This is a genomic window from Chryseobacterium sp. FR048 (assembly GCF_056844665.1).
In genome coordinates, this window is the sequence record NZ_JBXDSE010000003.1 from 476,895 (window position 1) to 494,339 (window position 17,445).

Genomic DNA, 17,445 nt, shown 5'->3' on the forward strand with positions numbered 1-17,445 from the left:
GTTATTATTCTTTACCTGTTCCGTATCCTTTTACGATACCTCTTGGTGAGTTTTGAATAAACTGTAAAATTTCATCTCTTTCAGCCGTTGGAAGCATTTCTTTTTCGATGTGAGAAATAGCCTGAGAAACGTTCATCTTCATTTGGAAGATTGCTCTGTAGATCTTCTGGATTTCAAAGATTTTTTCATTGGTAAATCCTCTTCTTCTTAATCCCACAGAATTGATCCCTGCATAAGACATTGGCTCTCTTGCTACTTTTACGTAAGGTGGAATATCTTTTCTTACCAGGGTACCTCCGGAAATCATTACATGTTTCCCGATTTTACCAAATTGGTGAACAGCTGATAAACCTCCCATAACCGTGTAATCTCCAATCTCCACATGTCCTGCAATACCACAACCGTTTACTATGATAACGTGATCTCCGATGACACAGTCATGTGCAATGTGTGAAGTAGCCATGATAAGGCAGTTCGCACCTATTTTAGTATATCCTAAGGCTTTTGTTCCTCTGTTTACCGTTACACACTCTCTGATTGTCGTATCATCACCGATAATCACCTGGGTATCCTCACCATCAAATTTCAAATCCTGAGGGATTGCTGAGATTACGGTCCCGGGAAAAATCCTACAATTTTTTCCTATTCTTGCTCCATCCATGATGGTTACATTAGGACCGATCCAGGTTCCTTCTCCGATTTCTACGTCCCCTGCAATTGTAGTGAAAGGTTCTACAATTACATTTTTGCTGATTTTCGCACGTTTATCTACGGCTGCCAATTGATGAATCATTTAATCAACTTTATTTTTTGCAACTTGAGCCATAAGCTCTGCTTCTACTGCCACGGTGTCTCCCACGTATCCATATCCCTGCATATGAACAATTCCTCTTCTGATAGGCTCAATTAATTCAATTTTGAATATAAGAGTATCTCCCGGAATTACTTTTCTCTTGAACTTCACCTTATCAATTTTGATGAAATAAGTAGAATAGTTTTCAGGATCCGGAACGCTAGCCAGTACGAGAATACCTCCTGTCTGTGCTAATGCTTCTACCTGAAGAACTCCAGGCATTACAGGTTCTTTAGGGAAGTGTCCAACGAAGAAAGGCTCGTTCATGGTCACATTTTTCAATCCTACGACATGAGAGTCTGAAAGTTCAAGAACTTTATCGATCAATAAGAACGGAGGTCTGTGAGGCATAAGCTTCATAATTCCGTTAATATCAAATACTGGTTCTTTCGTCAGGTCAAAATCCGGAACATTTTTCTTTTTCTGCAGTTTCCACTGACGGTTCAGTTTTTTGGCAAACTGAGTATTTACAAAGTGTCCTGGTTTGTTGGCAATAACTTTACCTTTTATTTTCACTCCTGCTAAAGCTAAATCACCAATTACATCAAGTAATTTGTGTCTTGCCGCTTCGTTAGGATAATTTAAATTAAGATTGTCCAGAATACCGTTTGGTCTGATGGATACATTATCTTTTCCAAAGGCTTTCTTTAATTTTTCTGTTGTTTCAGGCGTAAGATCTTTATCTACATAAACAATCGCATTGGAAATATCTCCCCCTTTGATCAAACCGTGATCTAAAAGCATTTCCAATTCGTGCAGGAAGCTGAATGTTCTTGCTGAAGAGATTTCGTCTTTAAATTCTGAAATATTTTTAAGAGTGGCATTCTGAGTTCCTAATACTTTAGTCCCAAAATCTACCATTGTAGTTACTTCGTAAGTATCTGAAGGAATAATCGTGATTTCCGAGCCGGTAGCCGGATCACTGTAGGTAAGAACTTCTTTTACAACAAGGTATTCTCTTGCTACGCTTTGTTCTACAACCCCAACACTTTCGATCGCTTCAACAAAGTATTTTGAAGATCCATCCAGGATAGGAGGTTCAGAGGCATCCATTTCTAAAACCGCGTTATCTATATCACAACCTACTAAAGCTGCTAAAAGGTGTTCGCAAGTGGTAATCTTTACCCCTAGTTTTTCTAATGTAGTTCCTCTCTCCGTTGCTACAACATAATTTACATCTGCTTCTACCTGAGGATGTCCCTCTAAGTCTGTTCTTACAAATACAAAACCTGTGTTTTCTTTTGCAGGTTTAATGGTAAGTTTTACTTCTTTACCCGTGTGAAGACCAATTCCAGAAAGAGTTACCTCTTGCTGAAGTGTTTTTTGCATATCACTCATTAGTATTATCTTTTGAGTTATTCTCAAGATTATTTATTCTATTTACTATTCCAGGCAGGTTCCTGAAATGCACATAACTTCTCAAATAGTCATTATAGCTGATTGCCGGTGAACCGTACAATGTTTCTCTGTCATTAACGCTGGAATTCACACCACTCTGAGCCTGAATTTTCACCTGGTTTCCTATTTTAATGTGTCCTACAACTCCTACCTGACCACCAATCTGATTCCAGTCTCCAATGGTAGTAGACCCTGCAATTCCTGCCTGAGCAGCAATCACATTGTTCTGACCGATTTTCACATTGTGGGCAATCTGAATCAGGTTATCAATTTTAGTCCCTTTTCCTATAATCGTAGAGCCTATTGTGGCTCTGTCTATACTGCAGTTTGAACCGATCTCAACATCATCTTCAATAATAACATTTCCAAGCTGTGGTATTTTTTTGAAGCCTTCGGCTGTTGGTTGGAAACCAAAACCGTCACCTCCAATTACCGTATTGGAATGTATCACACAATTGTCTCCAATGATACAGTAATCGTAAATTCTGGCACCACTGTCAATCTTACAGTTTTTACCAATCTTTACTCCTTTTCCTATATATACATGTGGATAGATCTGTGACCCTTCCCCGATTTTAGCTTTCTCAGAAACATAAGTGAATGCTCCGATATAGGCTTTATCTCCTATTACCGCTGAGTCGTGAATGGACGAACCATCTTCAATGCCTTCTTTTCTTCCCTGCATTTCCTGATATAAATTCATCAGAATCTGAAAAGAAAGATAGGCATCTTTTACAACGATTAAGGTAGGGTTATAATGATTTTTCTCCAGAAGTTGTTCCGAAACGATGATAACAGAGCATTTAGAGGTATCCAAAAAGTGAGAAAACCGATCTTGTGCTATAAAAGAAAGATGTCCTGTTTCCCCATTTTCAATTGGTGAAACTCCCGTAATAAGCGCGTTCTCGTCGCCTATTATTTTTCCGTCAATAAAACTTGCAATTTGCGAAGCTGTAAATTCCATATTCTGCAAAGATAAGAAATTCTAGAATTTGCAAACATGTTTTAGTTTCAGATCGTAAATTTTAATATTATTTAAGAATCAAGTCCTGAAATATCCCTTGGAAACATAAGAATATGGCGGGTTGTCTTATTGACCATAAGCCCTGATAGAAGCTGATCTTCAGACTCATGAAGTTTCATTTTTTTCCCGTTTTTCTGCAGTAAATAAATCGGCTGTTTCTCTGTATCGTAAGGTAAGAGCTTTCTTTTTATCTCATGAACCAGCAATTTTCCATTATCAATTCCGAAAAACTCATTGGTTTTTCTCACTTTTTCATCAATGATTCCTTCTTCAAAAGAATGGGATGAAATGATTGTTTTTGGCAAATTTCTCTGGATCACGCAACGACACCAGTAGGCCAGCACAAAATCGTCAGAATTCTGCCATTCTTTCATAGCCTGGATCACATCGTTATCATCCAGCTTTGTGAATCGTTCTATATCTTCATCCGTTGCTGCACTTTTCCCACGGTACAAAAAGTATTTCAAATTATCCGTTGCAGGAAGTTCTGCCCCTTGAGAAATCAGATATTTTGCTCTTTCAAGGATTTTCACCAAAAGAAATTCTGCCAGTGCTGATGTTTTATGATAATACACCTGCCAATACATAAACATTCTGGCAGTAAGAAAATTTTCAATGGAATAAATTCCTTTGGTATCAATCACCAGTTCACCTTCTTCACAGACATTCATCATAGAAATGATCCTCTGGGTATTAATATTCCCTTCTGATACTCCGGTAAAAAAGCTGTCTCTTTTCAGATAATCCAGTCGGTCTACATCAAGTTGGGAGGAAATCAGCTGATTAAAAAACTTCCTATGGTATTTCCCCTGAAACATTTCAATGGCTATAGATAGCTGACCATCAAATTCCTCATTCAGTTTATTCATCAGCAAAAGGGAAAGGTTCTCATGATGCCAGTCATCCATCAGCATACTTTCCAAAGCATGAGAAAACGGACCATGACCAATATCATGCATCAGAATCGCCAACATTGCTCCTTTCTCTTCTTCTTCAGAAATCCGAACCCCTTTCTGCTTCAATGTTTCCAATGCAGTAAACATCAGGTGCATCGCTCCTAAAGCATGGTGAAACCTGGTATGGGTAGCTCCTGGAAAGATCAGATTCAAAAGTCCGGTCTGCCCTATTCTTCTCAATCTCTGAAAATAAGGATGTTCAATAATATCAAATAAAATTTCGTGTGGAATCCTGATAAATCCGTGAACGGGATCGTTGATGATTTTTAGCTTATTCTGCATTGAAACGTCAATATTAGTAAACAAAGTTAGGGATTTTAAATTTGAGGGATGGTTAAATTAGTATTAAAAGGCAGGAAGCTGGAAGAGGGAGGCTGGAAGTTACTGTCGGTCTCAGCATTTATAGAGGTTGCTATAAATTTCATGAGAGCATTGTTTAAAAGAAGATGAAAATAGGGGAAAAATGATTCTCTATAATCTGAATAACTTACTTCTTCCAATAATCCATCAAAAAACCTTTGCTATTCTTTCATTAATCACTTATCTTTGAGAAAACTCAGTCCTTTTGATGAGAAAATACTCTCTTTTCATTTTTATATTTTTAAGTTTAAATCTCTCTGCACAGATCCTATCTGAAACTCAAAAACTTGAATCCCTTTGCCGGGTTTGGGGCTTTCTCAAATATTACCATCCCAATGTAGCCAAAGGAAATCTGGAATGGGATCAACAGTTGCTCAAAAAAATCAGTCAAATTGAAAACATTGATAATAAAGCAGCCCTAAATAATTTATATTCCAAATGGATTGAAAGTCTGGGGAAAATAGAAGTTTGCACAGAATGTACTCAAAAAGAGGATAAAGTCTATTTTCTCAAAAACTTTGATCTGAACTGGATAGACAATGCTGACCTCTTTAATAAGGAGGTATCTCAAAAGCTCCATTATATTGAAACCCACCGAAATACAGGTGATCATTATTATTTTGGTATCGGTAACCGGAAAATCTATTTCAGGAATGAAAAGTCATATGGCTCCAGATTTACGTCTCAGCCGATCGCTCTCCTGGAGTTATTCAGATATTGGAATTATGTAGAATACTTTTTTCCTTATAAATATGAAACGGATCAGAACTGGAACGATGTTCTTACGGAAATGGTGCAAAAATTTCTTGCTATAGACAGTGAAGAGCAGTATCACCTGACCCTTGCCGAACTGGTTACCAAAATTGATGACTCACACGCTTACCTTCACTCAAAACCCATCAGCCTCAGTTTGTATGGAAGCAGAAAAATTCCTGTTGAATATTCCTACGCTGAAGGGAAATTGGTAGTTACCAGAATCACCCCCAATCGTTTTAAAGAGAAAAACCCTTTGACTGTTGGAGATGTTATTTATGATATTGAGGGTAAAACCATCCCACAGATCGTAAACAGTCTTGGAAAATATATTCCGGCCTCCAATTCCTGGGGAAAAATATATAAGGTAAGGAATCATTTTCTTTTAAGTAATAAAGATTCTCTGGCTTTAAAAGTGGAAAGGAATGGCCAGAATATCGCTTTAACAGCAAAAACTTATTGGACAAAAGATATTCTCCAGGAAAAAAGTACGAATCCGGACAAATGGAAATTTATTGATCCAGACAAAAAAACAGGCTATGTCAATATGGGAGTCATAGAAAAAGAGGACCTGAATACAATGTACACCCATTTAAAATCTGCTCAGTCTATTATTTTTGATCTCAGAAATTATCCTAAGCAGACCATTATTCCTTTAAGTCATCTGTTGTTACCGGAATCTACTCCTTATTATATGTTTACCTATCCGGAAACCAGGTATCCCGGAAAATATTACGGGCGTATCAATAACATTGGGAAAAAAAATCAGGAATACTATAAAGGCAATGTCATCGTTCTAGTAGATGAGAGTACCCAAAGCCAGGCAGAGACCACAGCAATGATGTTCAAACAGCACCCCAGAGCAAAAATCATCGGCAGTAACACTTCCGGAGCTAATGGAAATGTGATTGCTTTTAAAATTGCGGATCTCGATACCCGTTTTACCGGTCTTGGAGCCTATTATCCTGATGGCAGAGAAACACAACGAATCGGAATCGTTCCGGATATTCTTGTAAAACCTACCATAGAGGGAATTAAAAATGGAAAAGATGAAGTTCTTGAAAGGGCTTTGAAATATATAAAAACCAATGACTGAACGCCACAGAAAACGAATTTATGGAAAGGTATTTTCATTTAACTAATATTTAACTTTTAATATTTCGGTTTTGTGAGATTTTAAACGGATTTGGTCAACATTTTGATAGAATAACCATGTAAAAAATAAATTATGTCAGAAAAGATATTATGGATCGATGATGAAATAGATTTACTTAAACCTCATATCGTATTTTTAGAAAAAAAAGGTTACCAGGTAACCCCTGTAAATAATGTGAATGAGGCTTTGGAACTTATGGATTCAGAGAAATTTGCTTTAACGCTCATTGATGAAAATATGCCGGGTATCTCCGGACTGGAAGCCATCCCTATGATCAAGGAAAAAGATAATTCCCTGAAAATTGTAATGGTAACCAAAAGTGAAGAAGAACACATCATGGAAGAGGCTATTGGCTCTCAGATTGCCGATTACATCCTTAAGCCTGTCAATCCTAATCAGATATTGCTTTCTTTAAAGAAAAACCTGCAACAGGAAAATCTTGTGGAGCAAAAAACAATTTTACAATACCAACAGGAATTCAGAAATCTTTCGATGGAACTCTCTTATCTGAGAACCTATCAGGAGTGGGCTGAATATTATAAAAAGATCCTGAGCTGGGAGATCAAATTTGATAAAGTAGCGGACAATGAATTTGCCGATCTTTTGCAATCGCAGAAAGAAGAAGCCAATATTCAGTTTGCCAAGTTTATTGAAAAAAATTACGAGCACTGGCTTACCGATTCTGATAAACCGATGATGAGCCACACTCTTTTCAAAGAGAAGGTAAAACCTGAGGTGGAAAAGGAGAAAGTTCTTCTGTTAATGGTTGATAATCTTCGTTATGATCAATGGAAGGTTATTGAGCCGTTGTTTACAAAATATTATAATAAGATTTCCGAAGATTATTATTACAGCATCCTTCCTACTGCCACTCAATATGCCAGAAACTCTTTCTTTGCAGGTTTAATGCCGTCTGAGATTGAAAAACGTTTCACGGATAAATGGTTTAATGATAATGAAGAAGGTAATAAAAATGAATTCGAGCGTGACTTCCTGGAAGACCAGATGAAGAGAATAGGTCTGGGATCAAAGTCGATGAAATACCTGAAAGTACTGAATGCTGATTTTGAAAGAAAGATCTATGATGATTTCAATCAGCATAAAAACAATGACCTTTTGGTGATTGTATACAACTTTATCGATATTCTTTCTCACGCCAAGACCGATAATCACATTGTAGATCAGCTTATCCGCGATGATAAAACATTCCGTTCTCTTACTTTGAACTGGTTTGAAAATTCTTCTTTGTTGAAGATCATCAAATCGGCTGCTGAAAACGGATATAAACTGGTGATCACTACCGATCACGGAACAGTATACGTTAAAAAACCGAGCAAAGTAGTAGGTGACAGAGAAACGTCTACCAATATCCGATACAAAACCGGTAAAAGTTTAACCTATGATGACAGTGATGTGTGGGCTATTACCAATCCGGAAAAATTATTCCTTCCTAAAGGAAATTTAAGTTCAAAATATATTTTTGCTAAAAACAATATATTCCTGGCTTATCCTAAGAACTACAATCATTTTGTAAATTACTATAAAGAAACCTACCAGCATGGTGGAATTTCACTGGAAGAATGTATCATTCCGATCAGTATTTTAGAACCCAAGTAGTTTTTTTTCATAGTTTATTTAATTTTGGGTTTAAGCGGAAAAAATCAATTGATTTTTTCCGCTTCTTTTTTTATAGTCTTCAAGAGTTCATATCTTCGTAGAAAATACATCATGTATATTATTTCACTTACATATAAGGTCTCTCTTGAAAATGTAGAGTCCCATATTCCGGAACACAATTCTTTTCTTCAAAAATATTATGACTCCGGGCTATTTATTGCTTCGGGAAGAAAGGAACCCAGAACAGGTGGTATTATTCTCTGTAATGCTTCGGACAAAAATGAAGTTGAGCAGATCATTCAAGAAGATCCTTTTCATATTCATGAAGTGGCAGATTATGAGATCACCGAGTTTATCCCATCGAAATACAACGAAAATTTTAAAATCTTTATAAAAGACGCATGAGATTAATTACATACAACGTCAACGGAATCAGAGCCGCATTTACCAAAGATTTTCTGGGCTGGCTGAAGACCGCAGACCCGGACATCATATCCATTCAGGAAAGCAAAGCCGGAAACGATCAGATAGACATCGAAAGTCTTGAAAAATTAGGATATCACAGTTATTGGCACTCAGCGGTAAGAAAGGGCTACAGCGGGGTCGGAATTGCCTCAAAAGTAAAACCCAACCATGTAGAGTACGGCTGCGGTATTGAAAGCTACGATAATGAGGGCAGAATCATCCGCGCTGACTTCGACGGATATTCTGCTATTTCTGTTTACGTTCCATCTGCCTCAAATATTGAAAGACTGGATTTTAAGATGCAGTTCTGCCATGATTTTCTGGAGTACATCAAAAATCTGAAAAAAGAAATTCCGAACCTTATCATCTCCGGGGATTTCAATATCTGCCACGAAGCGATCGATATTCATGATCCTGTGCGTCTGAAGAATGTCTCAGGCTTTCTTCCTATGGAAAGAGAATGGATGACCAACTTCATCAATGAATGTGAACTGATTGACAGTTTCAGGTTTTTCAACAATGAACCTGATAATTATACCTGGTGGAGCTATCGACAGAATTCAAGAGCCAAAAATAAAGGATGGAGGCTGGATTACAACTTTACGTCCTACAGTTTAAAAGATAAGCTAAGCAGAGCCGTTATTTTAAAAGAAGCCGTACATTCTGACCATTGCCCGGCATTATTGGAATTGGATATATAAAAAGAGGTTATGTGATGGTCAATCAGGAAAAAGATAACTCCCCCTGATTTTTCATCAGTTCTTTCATTCAGGAATTCTCTTTTTTTAAGAATTTATATGCGTTGAGATTCCTCCGGAATGAAAAAGTGAGCGGATAGACTGCGGTAATGAAATCTGAATTATCTGTAAAATCTACGAGAAATTATTCATTTTAAAGACAAGAGGGATCAATCTCAAAAGTTGTGGACCAAGCAAAAAAATGAGTTCATCTGAATAGAAAAAATTTTATATTCTTTACCAATTAGAATCAACAGTTGTGGAGATAGGTTTTCACGCAAAGCTTCATATTTGTGTATGCTTTATTTTAAGTGAGCTAAGAAGGGATCGATTTTCAATCGATCTGAAGAAGCGAGCGCATAGTCACAAAGCTTCATCAGCGACGAAGTTGCATTACTTAGCTTCCTAAAATAAAGTATTCGAATTACTAATTCTTTGCGTTTATAAATTTTAGAATAATCAATCAGTATTCAATTGTTTTACCAAAGCTTTTGAGCATGATCCTGATTCATTGTATCATTTACGAAACTTCTTGGAGCAGTTCATGGAGATGCATTCGCTTAGAAAAAATCAGTTTCATTGATTCTATTCTTTGCTTCCTTAAGAATATGGGATAAGATGCTAAAAATCTTTGCTTCAATTAAATTCCATAAAAACAATCAATATGGTCCCCCAGCTTTTGCGCTTGATCCGACAAGAGAGGTATTCCATGTCCAAAGGAGGATCATACCTTCCGTCATCAATACAAAACAAAAAGCCAGCTGAATCAGCTGGCTTTTTTTAATTTAAATCATAAATTTAGTCGACAATTTCATATTCAACCGGAATTGTACCATGATTGGTATCTCCGATCTCATCGAACGCAGCTTTAGACATGTCTAAAGATCTTGATGAATGGTAAGGTCCTCTGTCATTAATTCTCACTATTACTTCTTTACCATTTTTAAGGTTTGTTACCTTAACGTTTGTTCCAAATGGAAGCGTTCTGTTTGCAGCAGTAAACTTTGAGTTATCAAAGATTTCTCCGCTAGCGGTTTTTCTACCGTTAAATTTATCGTGGTAGTACGATGCATAACTTGTTTTTTTCGCATCTAAGGCATTTGCTGTAAAAGAGTAAATACCTAAGGTTGAAATCATCATTATGATTACGAGAATGAATCTTTTCATCATTTTGAACTTTTATTGGTTTTGACAGGGCAAAAGTATCAGGAATCTTTAGAAGTCCCTACTCGATATGTTAAAAACCGTTAATAAAAGTTTAAAAATATGTTAACAACCACTGTAATCCCCTATGAATAGGGATTTTAAAGCACACCGTTAAAAAGTGTTAAAAAAATAACTAAAAAGTTAATATATTTAACTAATTTGCGCATAATTTAAAAAAACAAAATTTGTAAAATATTAAATATCAATGTATTACAAAATCTTAAAAGTTAAAATAAAAGTCAGAAATCAAATCTAAAAAAATAAAAGTCTTAAGATGCCAATCCCCGGTAAAGGTATCTATAGAAGACATTTAAGCTAATATAATAAGATCACTGAAGTAATTTTAACATCCGTTTATTTTGTTAAAATGAATAAAGCGATTTATGCTGCTTCAAAAATCAGACTCTCTTACTCAAAATAAAACTGTATAAGTCTATTTTATATTATCAATGAAAATATTGTGCCCTAAAATTATCTTCAGCATTTTTATCAAAATCAGGACCTTATAAAGATAAAGTAAACCATAGATTATAGTCTCATAAGAATATAGTTTTATAATGGCTTGGTATTATCCAATTTTCTGTATGAGCTGCTTACTTTATGGTAAATCTTGATTTTAAAGCAAACCGCTTTTTTGGAGCATTTCAATGATGTCTGGAAATTTATTTACAAATGACTCTTCCACACTACTTTTATTACCCACAAACATCATTCTTCTTATAAAAGAAAAAACCAATGATTGCTCATTGGTTTTTTATGTAATTAAATAAGATTATTTTATTTTAAATATTCCAATACATATTCGTATGTTCCGTTAGGATATACTACAGACATGCTTGGAGAACCTGTAATAGCATTACCAGCAGAGGTTGCAACAGTATAAGAATATAAACTTCTATCATATACTGTATTAGTACCTGCTTTATAAATGGTAATTCCGTACATCGCTGACATACCGGCAGGAGCAGGAATATCTACTGCTGTAGAAGTACCGCTCGCATTAAAAGTCCCTTTAATAGCGTAAACCTGATTTCCATTCACTAATGTATTAGTAGGTGTTCCAGCAGCTGCACTGGTTACATTGAATTTAGGATCTACAACACTGGCTAAAGGCTTCCATGTTCCACCGTTAAGAGTAGCTGATTTATTATCATAGTAATAAAAACCTGGTACAACGGAAACTCCCGCTGTTCCGGTACTTGCTGTTCCGGTCGCTGTATTATAAACGATCATACCATCTAATCGGGTAGGGAAAAGGGCAGCACTACCATTTCCTGGAGCAACCAAAGTCGTCATTGCCACCAAGTCTGTTCTTGGAAAAACCAGACCTTTACCATTATTATTGGCACCATTCCAAGTGATAGATGATGAAGCATCTAAAAACGCTGTAGTTGAAGTAATTGCTCCGTTTGCAGGAGTTAAGTTATTTCTTAATTGTGCAGATAGAGAGATACTAGCAACAGATAGAATTGTTATAAATATGTTTTTCATCATTAAATATTTAGAATGAGTTTTTAGTTATCCAGATTGAACCATTTGAAATAATACAAGTTCCTAATCCTGGCTGTACATTTGCTCCATTACCTAAAGCTCCTGTATTTAGAGTAGCAGTTTCTGCAAAGAAACATAATTCACGTCCTACTTCTGTAACAGCAGAAGGAAGAGTTACAGTACCTCCGGAACCAGTTGCAGCATAATGAACCATATAATCACCAGGCTGAGTCGTAAAATTCGCATTAGTTTCCACTCTGATGTTTGTATACTGAGCACCTTTCAGGTTGTTTGATCCGTTTACGATAAACTGACCTGTTGTACCCGTAGTAAATGTCAGGTTATTGTTTGCCTGATTAACGGTTCTTGGGCCTGATAAAGTACCATCACCTACATAGATACTGGTATCAACTGAAGCACCTCCACCTAAAGCTTTCCACGTAGTGGATGGAGAGTCATAGTAATAGAAGCCTACAGCAGTAATGTTTGTAGTTTTAGCACTTGCAGTACCATCAATAGTTGTAACGAAAGCAAGAGCACCGTTTTGTGCAGCAACATAAGCTGCATCTTTAGCTGTCAGCTGAGCTCTTGTCAAACGAGGGACTAGTAAGGCATCAGGTTTAGAAGCATTAGTAGCATCTGCTGCTACGTCTAAAGTTGTGGCAGGTGTGGTTGTGTTAATCCCCACTCGCCCCTGCTGAGCCTTGGAAATTGCCGTGAAGCAAACCAGCATGGTCGCTGTTAATAAAAATTTTTTCATAAGTTTTTAAAGATTTTAATTACATTTTTTTTCATCAATATTTTAAGGGAAAAATGTATCTCAACTTGTGATTATCATTCTGAAACTAAAAGGGGCAAAAAAATAATTATTTCACTTAACTTTGAGCCTCATTTCAATAAATAACTTATTGAAAATACATATTTTAAAAATATTGCTTATGCTGCAAATTTAACATTTAATTTTCTAATTTAAATACTTTATAAAAAAAAATTAGAAAAACCATCATCACTCAATCATAATTATTTAATTATCAGCCATATAAAAACATTTAAGCTAAATATAAGTTATGTTAAATTTACTTAATTTCTTATTTTTTTCAGATTCTTTTTATACTGATTAATAGACCTTTATATTTAGACTAATTCTCCGTATAAGTCAAATTCTTCAGCTGAAGTAATTCTGACCTCTGCAAACTCTCCTATAGAGATATAAGTGTCTTCAGCAGAAACCAAAACCGTATTATCTACATCCGGGGAATCATATTCTGTTCTTCCGATAAAATAGTTTCCTTCTTTACGGTCAAAGATACATCTGAAGACTTTTCCGATCTTCTCCTGATTCTTTTCCCACGAAATCTGAGACTGAAGCTCCATGATCTCCTCTACTCTAGCCTCTTTTACCTCCTGTGGAATATCGTCTTCCAATACATAAGCTGTTGTATTCTCCTCATGAGAATAGGTAAAGCATCCCAGTCTGTCGAATTTCTGCTCTCTTACCCAATCTTTAAGCTCCTGGAATCTTTCTTCTGTTTCTCCAGGGTAACCTACGATAAGCGTGGTTCTGATCGCCATATCAGGAACTTTTTCTCTGAATTTTCCTAACAGTGCATCTGTTTTTTCATGGGTTGTTCCTCTCTTCATCGATTTCAACAAATCAGAATTGATGTGCTGAAGAGGAATATCTATATAATTACATACTTTAGGTTCTTCACGGATAATATCCAGAACATCTTCCGGGAATCCGCTTGGGAAAGCATAGTGAAGGCGGATCCATTCTACTCCTTCTACTTTTACAAGTTCTTTTAAAAGATCACCCAATGCCCTCTTTTTATAAATATCCAATCCGTAATACGTAAGATCCTGTGCAATAAGAATCAGTTCTTTGGTTCCTTTTTTCGCCAGTTTCTGAGCTTCAGTAACCAGTTTTTCGATAGGAGTTGAAACGTGCCCTCCTCTCATCAAAGGAATTGCACAGAAAGAACATGGTCTGTCGCAACCTTCTGAAATTTTAAGGTATGCATAATGCTTTGGAGTGGTTGTCATCCTTTCTCCCACCAATTCATGTTTGTAATCAGCACCAAGATGTTTCAGCAACATCGGAAGGTCTCTTGTTCCAAAATACTGATCTACATCCGGAATTTCTTTTACCAAATCCGGCTTATATCTTTCTGAAAGACATCCTGTAACAAATACTTTTTCTACCTCACCTCTGTTCTTGGCCTCTACATAATCAAGGATGGTATTGATAGACTCTTCTTTGGCATTATCAATAAATCCGCAGGTATTGATGACCACAATGTCCCCACGGTCTTCGTGAACCACTTCTTTGCCATTGGCTTTCAACTGGCTCATTAATACTTCAGAATCATATACATTCTTGGAACATCCAAGAGTGACTACATTGATTTTCTTCTTCCCTACAGATTTTGTACGCATCGTTTTGATTTTGAGTCTGCAAAGATACAAAATATTAAAGAGTTAGATTAAAAAATAAAAAACCACTTTATAAAAGTGGTTTTCAAGGACATCCTTTAAAAGTTTTTTTCTTTGAAGCTTGGTGCATTCTGGTCTTTCTCTGAAAGCACAGCATCTTTATCATCAATCTTCCAGTCTATATTGAGGTCCGGATCATTGAATCTCACACTGCCTTCGGATTCTTTGTTATAAAAATTATCGCATTTGTAAGAAAATACAGCATGAGTGCTCAGAACTGAAAACCCATGACCGAAGCCTCTCGGCACATAAAGCTGTAGTTTATTTTCAGCGGTAAGCTCAATACCGAACCATTTTCCAAATGTAGGAGAATCTTCTCTAAGGTCTACCGCAATATCCCATACGCTTCCTTCAAGGCAAGACACTAATTTTGCCTGTGCATGTTCTCCTTTCTGCAGGTGAAGACCTCTCAGTACTCCATAAGAAGATTTGGAAATATTGTCCTGTACAAAATGGCCATTCATTCCGGTAAGTTCTTCAAATCTTTTTTCGTTGAACTTTTCAAAAAAGTACCCTCTCTCGTCTTCAAAAACAGTGGGTTCTATGATGTAGCAATCTTTAAGCGGGGTTTCTTTAATTTTCATGATCGTGAAAAAATCTATTTCAATGTGGTTATTACTGTTTTAAACAAAATCTTTGAGTCGTTTTTAAAAGACATATTTTCAAAATAGTCGAGATTCATTCTTACTTTGTTCGGAAATAATATTTCATCATTATATGCAAGAGGGTCTTTTTGCTTCTTCAACAGGTCTTCTTCATCTCTGTATTTTATACTCGCTTCACAGGTCAGTCCGGGTTTCAGCTTCAGAACTCTTCTGTCTGTTCCGGTAAGTCTATCGTAATAGCCTTCAATATCGGGCCTGGGACCTACAAAACTCATATCACCTTTCAGGATATTAAACAACTGAGGAAATTCATCGAGCTTAAACCTTCTGAGAGTCTGTCCAATTTTTGAACATGTTCTCTTCTGCTCATGAATTGTTTTAAATTTAAAAATGGTAAAAGGTTTTCCATATTGTCCTACACGAGTCTGAAAAAAAATACCATTAGAAGATGTATCCAGACTTGCTATCACAAATAAAATAATCAGTACTGGTATAAGAAAGAGAATCAATACTACCGCCAAGGTAATATCAAAAACTACTTTCCAATAAGTATACTGATTCATTAAAATTCAATAATTAAATTCCGAAATAACTATGAATTACTGTTCTAATTCTACTTCTGTCCTCATCTGATAAATTAGAACCTGAAGGCAAACACAATCCATTATCAAAAAGTTTTTCAGAAATATCTGTACCATAATAAGAAGTTTTCTCAAAAACAGGCTGCAAATGCATTGGCTTCCAAAGTGGTCTTGACTCTATATTATCTTCTAGGAAAGCCAGTCTCAGACCTTCTCTGTTTTTTCCGGTCGTCTCAGGATCAATAATGATTGCCGACAACCAGTGATTGGAATAGAAATCATCTCCTGGTTCTGTAAATACAGTTACTCCTTCTATATTTTTAAAAATCTCAATATAAAAATCATGCATGGCTCTACGGGCAGCAACTCTATCTTTAAGAACTTCCATTTGCCCTCTTCCTATTCCTGCCACAATATTACTCATTCTGTAATTAAAACCAATATGTGAATGCTGATAATGAGGAGCATTATCTCTTGCCTGCGTGGAAAGAAAAACCGCTTTATCTTTATCTTCCTGAGTATGACAGACCAAAGCGCCTCCTCCTGAAGTGGTAATAATTTTGTTCCCATTAAAGCTCAGGATCCCAAAGCGTCCGAATATTCCACATGCTTTTCCCTGATAAGATGATCCCAGGGCTTCCGCTGCATCTTCGATAATAGGAATCTGATATTCTGCAGCAATGGCTGTAATTTCATTCATTTTTGCAGGCATTCCATACAGATGGACTACAATAATTGCTTTTGGCTTTGTTCCTTTTTGTATTCTGTCTTGAATTGCTTCTTTTAAAGCATCCGGACACATATTCCAGGTATCCGGCTCACTGTCAATAAAAACAGGAATTGCACCGCAATAAGCAATAGGATTGGCTGATGCTGAAAATGTCATCGACTGACAGATGACCTCATCACCATGCTCTATTCCACATTCTATAAGGGCAAGGTGTAATGCTGCAGTACCTGCAGAAAGTGCTGCTACTTTTGCATTTTCACCTAAAAACTGTTCCAGATCAGTTTCAAATCCGTTCACATTAGGTCCTAACGGAGCCACCCAGTTCTCTTCGAATGCCTCGTTGATATATTTTAATTCGTTTCCTCCCATATGGGGTGAGGATAACCATATTTTAGTATTCATATATTAGATTAGTAACTTGTTTATATAATATTTTTTTTAATGATTTTGCCTGGATTTCCAACTACAACTGAATAATCGGGAACATCGTTAATAATTACAGCTCCAGCTCCAATTACACACCATTTTCCTATTCTAATACCCTGTATTATCACGGCGCCTATTCCTATATGAGTTCCTTCTCCTACATAAACATTGCCTGCCAGTGCTGCATTGGGGGATATGTGAACAAAATTACCCAAATTACATTCATGATCTACTGAAGAATTAGTATTAATAATACAATGTTTTCCTATTGTACTGTCTGCATTAATTGTAACTCCTCCCATGATTACAGTACCAGAACCAATTTTCGCTGTTTCTGAAATAACTGATCTGGGATGGATTAAAGTCCCAATTTCATTATTAATTTTATCTGCAATTTTCTTACGGGTGAGATTATTTCCTATAGAGATGATCAGCCTTTCATTATTTTCTGGCAGATCATTTAGGACAGGAATTCCGTAGCATTCTTTTTTAGTGACGTCCTGATCAATAAATGCTTTAATTTTTACATGATTAGCGATTGCAATATCTGCAATTACTTTTCCATGTCCGCTTGCACCAAATAAATACATATAT

General features: G+C 36.2%; 16 protein-coding genes. 4 read left to right on the forward strand and 12 right to left on the reverse strand.

Features of this window, described 5'->3' with window-relative positions:
• Nucleotides 1-4: 4 nt before the first annotated feature.
• The 4 genes from lpxA to AC106K_RS11555 all read right to left on the reverse strand — a co-directional run bounded on the left by lpxA (nt 5) and on the right by AC106K_RS11555 (nt 4,513).
• Complete coding sequence (gene lpxA, locus AC106K_RS11540; protein ID WP_047095900.1) at nt 5-793, reverse strand: acyl-ACP--UDP-N-acetylglucosamine O-acyltransferase; 789 nt, start codon at nt 791-793, stop codon at nt 5-7.
• A complete protein-coding gene (locus tag AC106K_RS11545) occupies nt 794-2,191 on the reverse strand; it encodes a bifunctional UDP-3-O-[3-hydroxymyristoyl] N-acetylglucosamine deacetylase/3-hydroxyacyl-ACP dehydratase (RefSeq protein WP_047095899.1) in 1,398 nt (465 codons plus the stop codon).
• Nucleotides 2,184-3,215 carry a UDP-3-O-(3-hydroxymyristoyl)glucosamine N-acyltransferase gene (gene lpxD / locus AC106K_RS11550; protein WP_482445413.1) on the reverse strand — a complete coding sequence of 344 codons (1,032 nt, stop codon included), beginning with the start codon at nt 3,213-3,215 and terminating at the stop codon, nt 2,184-2,186. Before lpxD ends, AC106K_RS11545 begins: the two co-directional genes overlap by 8 nt.
• A gap of 71 nt (nt 3,216-3,286) precedes the next feature.
• Entirely contained in the window at nt 3,287-4,513 is a 1,227-nt protein-coding gene (locus AC106K_RS11555) for an HD domain-containing protein (protein ID WP_482445728.1), read from the reverse strand.
• Nucleotides 4,514-4,799: 286 nt separating this feature from the next.
• On the opposite strand from AC106K_RS11555, the gene AC106K_RS11560 reads away from it, so the two are divergent.
• The 4 genes from AC106K_RS11560 to AC106K_RS11575 all read left to right on the forward strand — a co-directional run bounded on the left by AC106K_RS11560 (nt 4,800) and on the right by AC106K_RS11575 (nt 9,283).
• Complete coding sequence (locus AC106K_RS11560; RefSeq protein WP_482445415.1) at nt 4,800-6,440, forward strand: S41 family peptidase; 1,641 nt, start codon at nt 4,800-4,802, stop codon at nt 6,438-6,440.
• A 132-nt stretch (nt 6,441-6,572) separates the two neighbouring features.
• Nucleotides 6,573-8,117, forward strand: coding sequence for a T9SS response regulator signal transducer PorX (gene porX / locus AC106K_RS11565; protein ID WP_482445417.1), 1,545 nt, complete (start codon nt 6,573-6,575; stop codon nt 8,115-8,117).
• Between the two features lie 111 nt (nt 8,118-8,228).
• A complete protein-coding gene (locus tag AC106K_RS11570) occupies nt 8,229-8,522 on the forward strand; it encodes a YciI family protein (RefSeq protein WP_482445419.1) in 294 nt (97 codons plus the stop codon).
• Nucleotides 8,519-9,283 (forward strand): exodeoxyribonuclease III, encoded by a 765-nt coding sequence (locus AC106K_RS11575; protein WP_482445421.1) that lies wholly within the window; start codon nt 8,519-8,521, stop codon nt 9,281-9,283. The genes AC106K_RS11570 and AC106K_RS11575 overlap by 4 nt, the downstream gene beginning before the upstream one ends.
• 834 nt (nt 9,284-10,117) lie before the next feature.
• Here AC106K_RS11575 and AC106K_RS11580 read toward each other — a convergent pair.
• The 8 genes from AC106K_RS11580 to AC106K_RS11615 all read right to left on the reverse strand — a co-directional run bounded on the left by AC106K_RS11580 (nt 10,118) and on the right by AC106K_RS11615 (nt 17,441).
• On the reverse strand, nt 10,118-10,489 hold the full coding sequence (locus tag AC106K_RS11580) for a septal ring lytic transglycosylase RlpA family protein (RefSeq protein WP_482445423.1): 372 nt from the start codon (nt 10,487-10,489) through the stop codon (nt 10,118-10,120).
• Between the two features lie 813 nt (nt 10,490-11,302).
• Entirely contained in the window at nt 11,303-12,019 is a 717-nt protein-coding gene (locus AC106K_RS11585) for a hypothetical protein (protein ID WP_482445425.1), read from the reverse strand.
• Nucleotides 12,020-12,026: 7 nt separating this feature from the next.
• Entirely contained in the window at nt 12,027-12,776 is a 750-nt protein-coding gene (locus AC106K_RS11590; protein WP_482445427.1) for a hypothetical protein, read from the reverse strand.
• Between the two features lie 374 nt (nt 12,777-13,150).
• Nucleotides 13,151-14,452 carry a 30S ribosomal protein S12 methylthiotransferase RimO gene (gene rimO / locus AC106K_RS11595; RefSeq protein ID WP_047095890.1) on the reverse strand — a complete coding sequence of 434 codons (1,302 nt, stop codon included), beginning with the start codon at nt 14,450-14,452 and terminating at the stop codon, nt 13,151-13,153.
• A 95-nt stretch (nt 14,453-14,547) separates the two neighbouring features.
• Nucleotides 14,548-15,093: a dTDP-4-dehydrorhamnose 3,5-epimerase gene (gene rfbC, locus AC106K_RS11600; RefSeq protein ID WP_047095889.1), complete on the reverse strand. Its 546-nt coding sequence runs from the start codon at nt 15,091-15,093 to the stop codon at nt 14,548-14,550.
• Nucleotides 15,094-15,107: 14 nt separating this feature from the next.
• A complete protein-coding gene (locus AC106K_RS11605; protein ID WP_482445430.1) occupies nt 15,108-15,677 on the reverse strand; it encodes a sugar transferase in 570 nt (189 codons plus the stop codon).
• Nucleotides 15,678-15,690: 13 nt separating this feature from the next.
• Complete coding sequence (locus tag AC106K_RS11610; protein WP_482445432.1) at nt 15,691-16,827, reverse strand: aminotransferase class I/II-fold pyridoxal phosphate-dependent enzyme; 1,137 nt, start codon at nt 16,825-16,827, stop codon at nt 15,691-15,693.
• A 20-nt stretch (nt 16,828-16,847) separates the two neighbouring features.
• Nucleotides 16,848-17,441 (reverse strand): acetyltransferase, encoded by a 594-nt coding sequence (locus AC106K_RS11615; RefSeq protein ID WP_482445434.1) that lies wholly within the window; start codon nt 17,439-17,441, stop codon nt 16,848-16,850.
• Nucleotides 17,442-17,445 lie beyond the last annotated feature (4 nt).

Coding starts and splice junctions, on each gene's coding strand:
- lpxA (WP_047095900.1), bottom strand. CDS start 793: ATGATTCATCAATTGGCAGCCGTAGATAAACGTGCGAAAATCAGCAAA.
- AC106K_RS11545 (WP_047095899.1), bottom strand. CDS start 2,191: ATGAGTGATATGCAAAAAACACTTCAGCAAGAGGTAACTCTTTCTGGA.
- lpxD (WP_482445413.1), bottom strand. CDS start 3,215: ATGGAATTTACAGCTTCGCAAATTGCAAGTTTTATTGACGGAAAAATA.
- AC106K_RS11555 (WP_482445728.1), bottom strand. CDS start 4,513: ATGCAGAATAAGCTAAAAATCATCAACGATCCCGTTCACGGATTTATC.
- AC106K_RS11560 (WP_482445415.1), top strand. CDS start 4,800: ATGAGAAAATACTCTCTTTTCATTTTTATATTTTTAAGTTTAAATCTC.
- porX (WP_482445417.1), top strand. CDS start 6,573: ATGTCAGAAAAGATATTATGGATCGATGATGAAATAGATTTACTTAAA.
- AC106K_RS11570 (WP_482445419.1), top strand. CDS start 8,229: ATGTATATTATTTCACTTACATATAAGGTCTCTCTTGAAAATGTAGAG.
- AC106K_RS11575 (WP_482445421.1), top strand. CDS start 8,519: ATGAGATTAATTACATACAACGTCAACGGAATCAGAGCCGCATTTACC.
- AC106K_RS11580 (WP_482445423.1), bottom strand. CDS start 10,489: ATGATGAAAAGATTCATTCTCGTAATCATAATGATGATTTCAACCTTA.
- AC106K_RS11585 (WP_482445425.1), bottom strand. CDS start 12,019: ATGATGAAAAACATATTTATAACAATTCTATCTGTTGCTAGTATCTCT.
- AC106K_RS11590 (WP_482445427.1), bottom strand. CDS start 12,776: ATGAAAAAATTTTTATTAACAGCGACCATGCTGGTTTGCTTCACGGCA.
- rimO (WP_047095890.1), bottom strand. CDS start 14,452: ATGCGTACAAAATCTGTAGGGAAGAAGAAAATCAATGTAGTCACTCTT.
- rfbC (WP_047095889.1), bottom strand. CDS start 15,093: ATGAAAATTAAAGAAACCCCGCTTAAAGATTGCTACATCATAGAACCC.
- AC106K_RS11605 (WP_482445430.1), bottom strand. CDS start 15,677: ATGAATCAGTATACTTATTGGAAAGTAGTTTTTGATATTACCTTGGCG.
- AC106K_RS11610 (WP_482445432.1), bottom strand. CDS start 16,827: ATGAATACTAAAATATGGTTATCCTCACCCCATATGGGAGGAAACGAA.
- AC106K_RS11615 (WP_482445434.1), bottom strand. CDS start 17,441: ATGTATTTATTTGGTGCAAGCGGACATGGAAAAGTAATTGCAGATATT.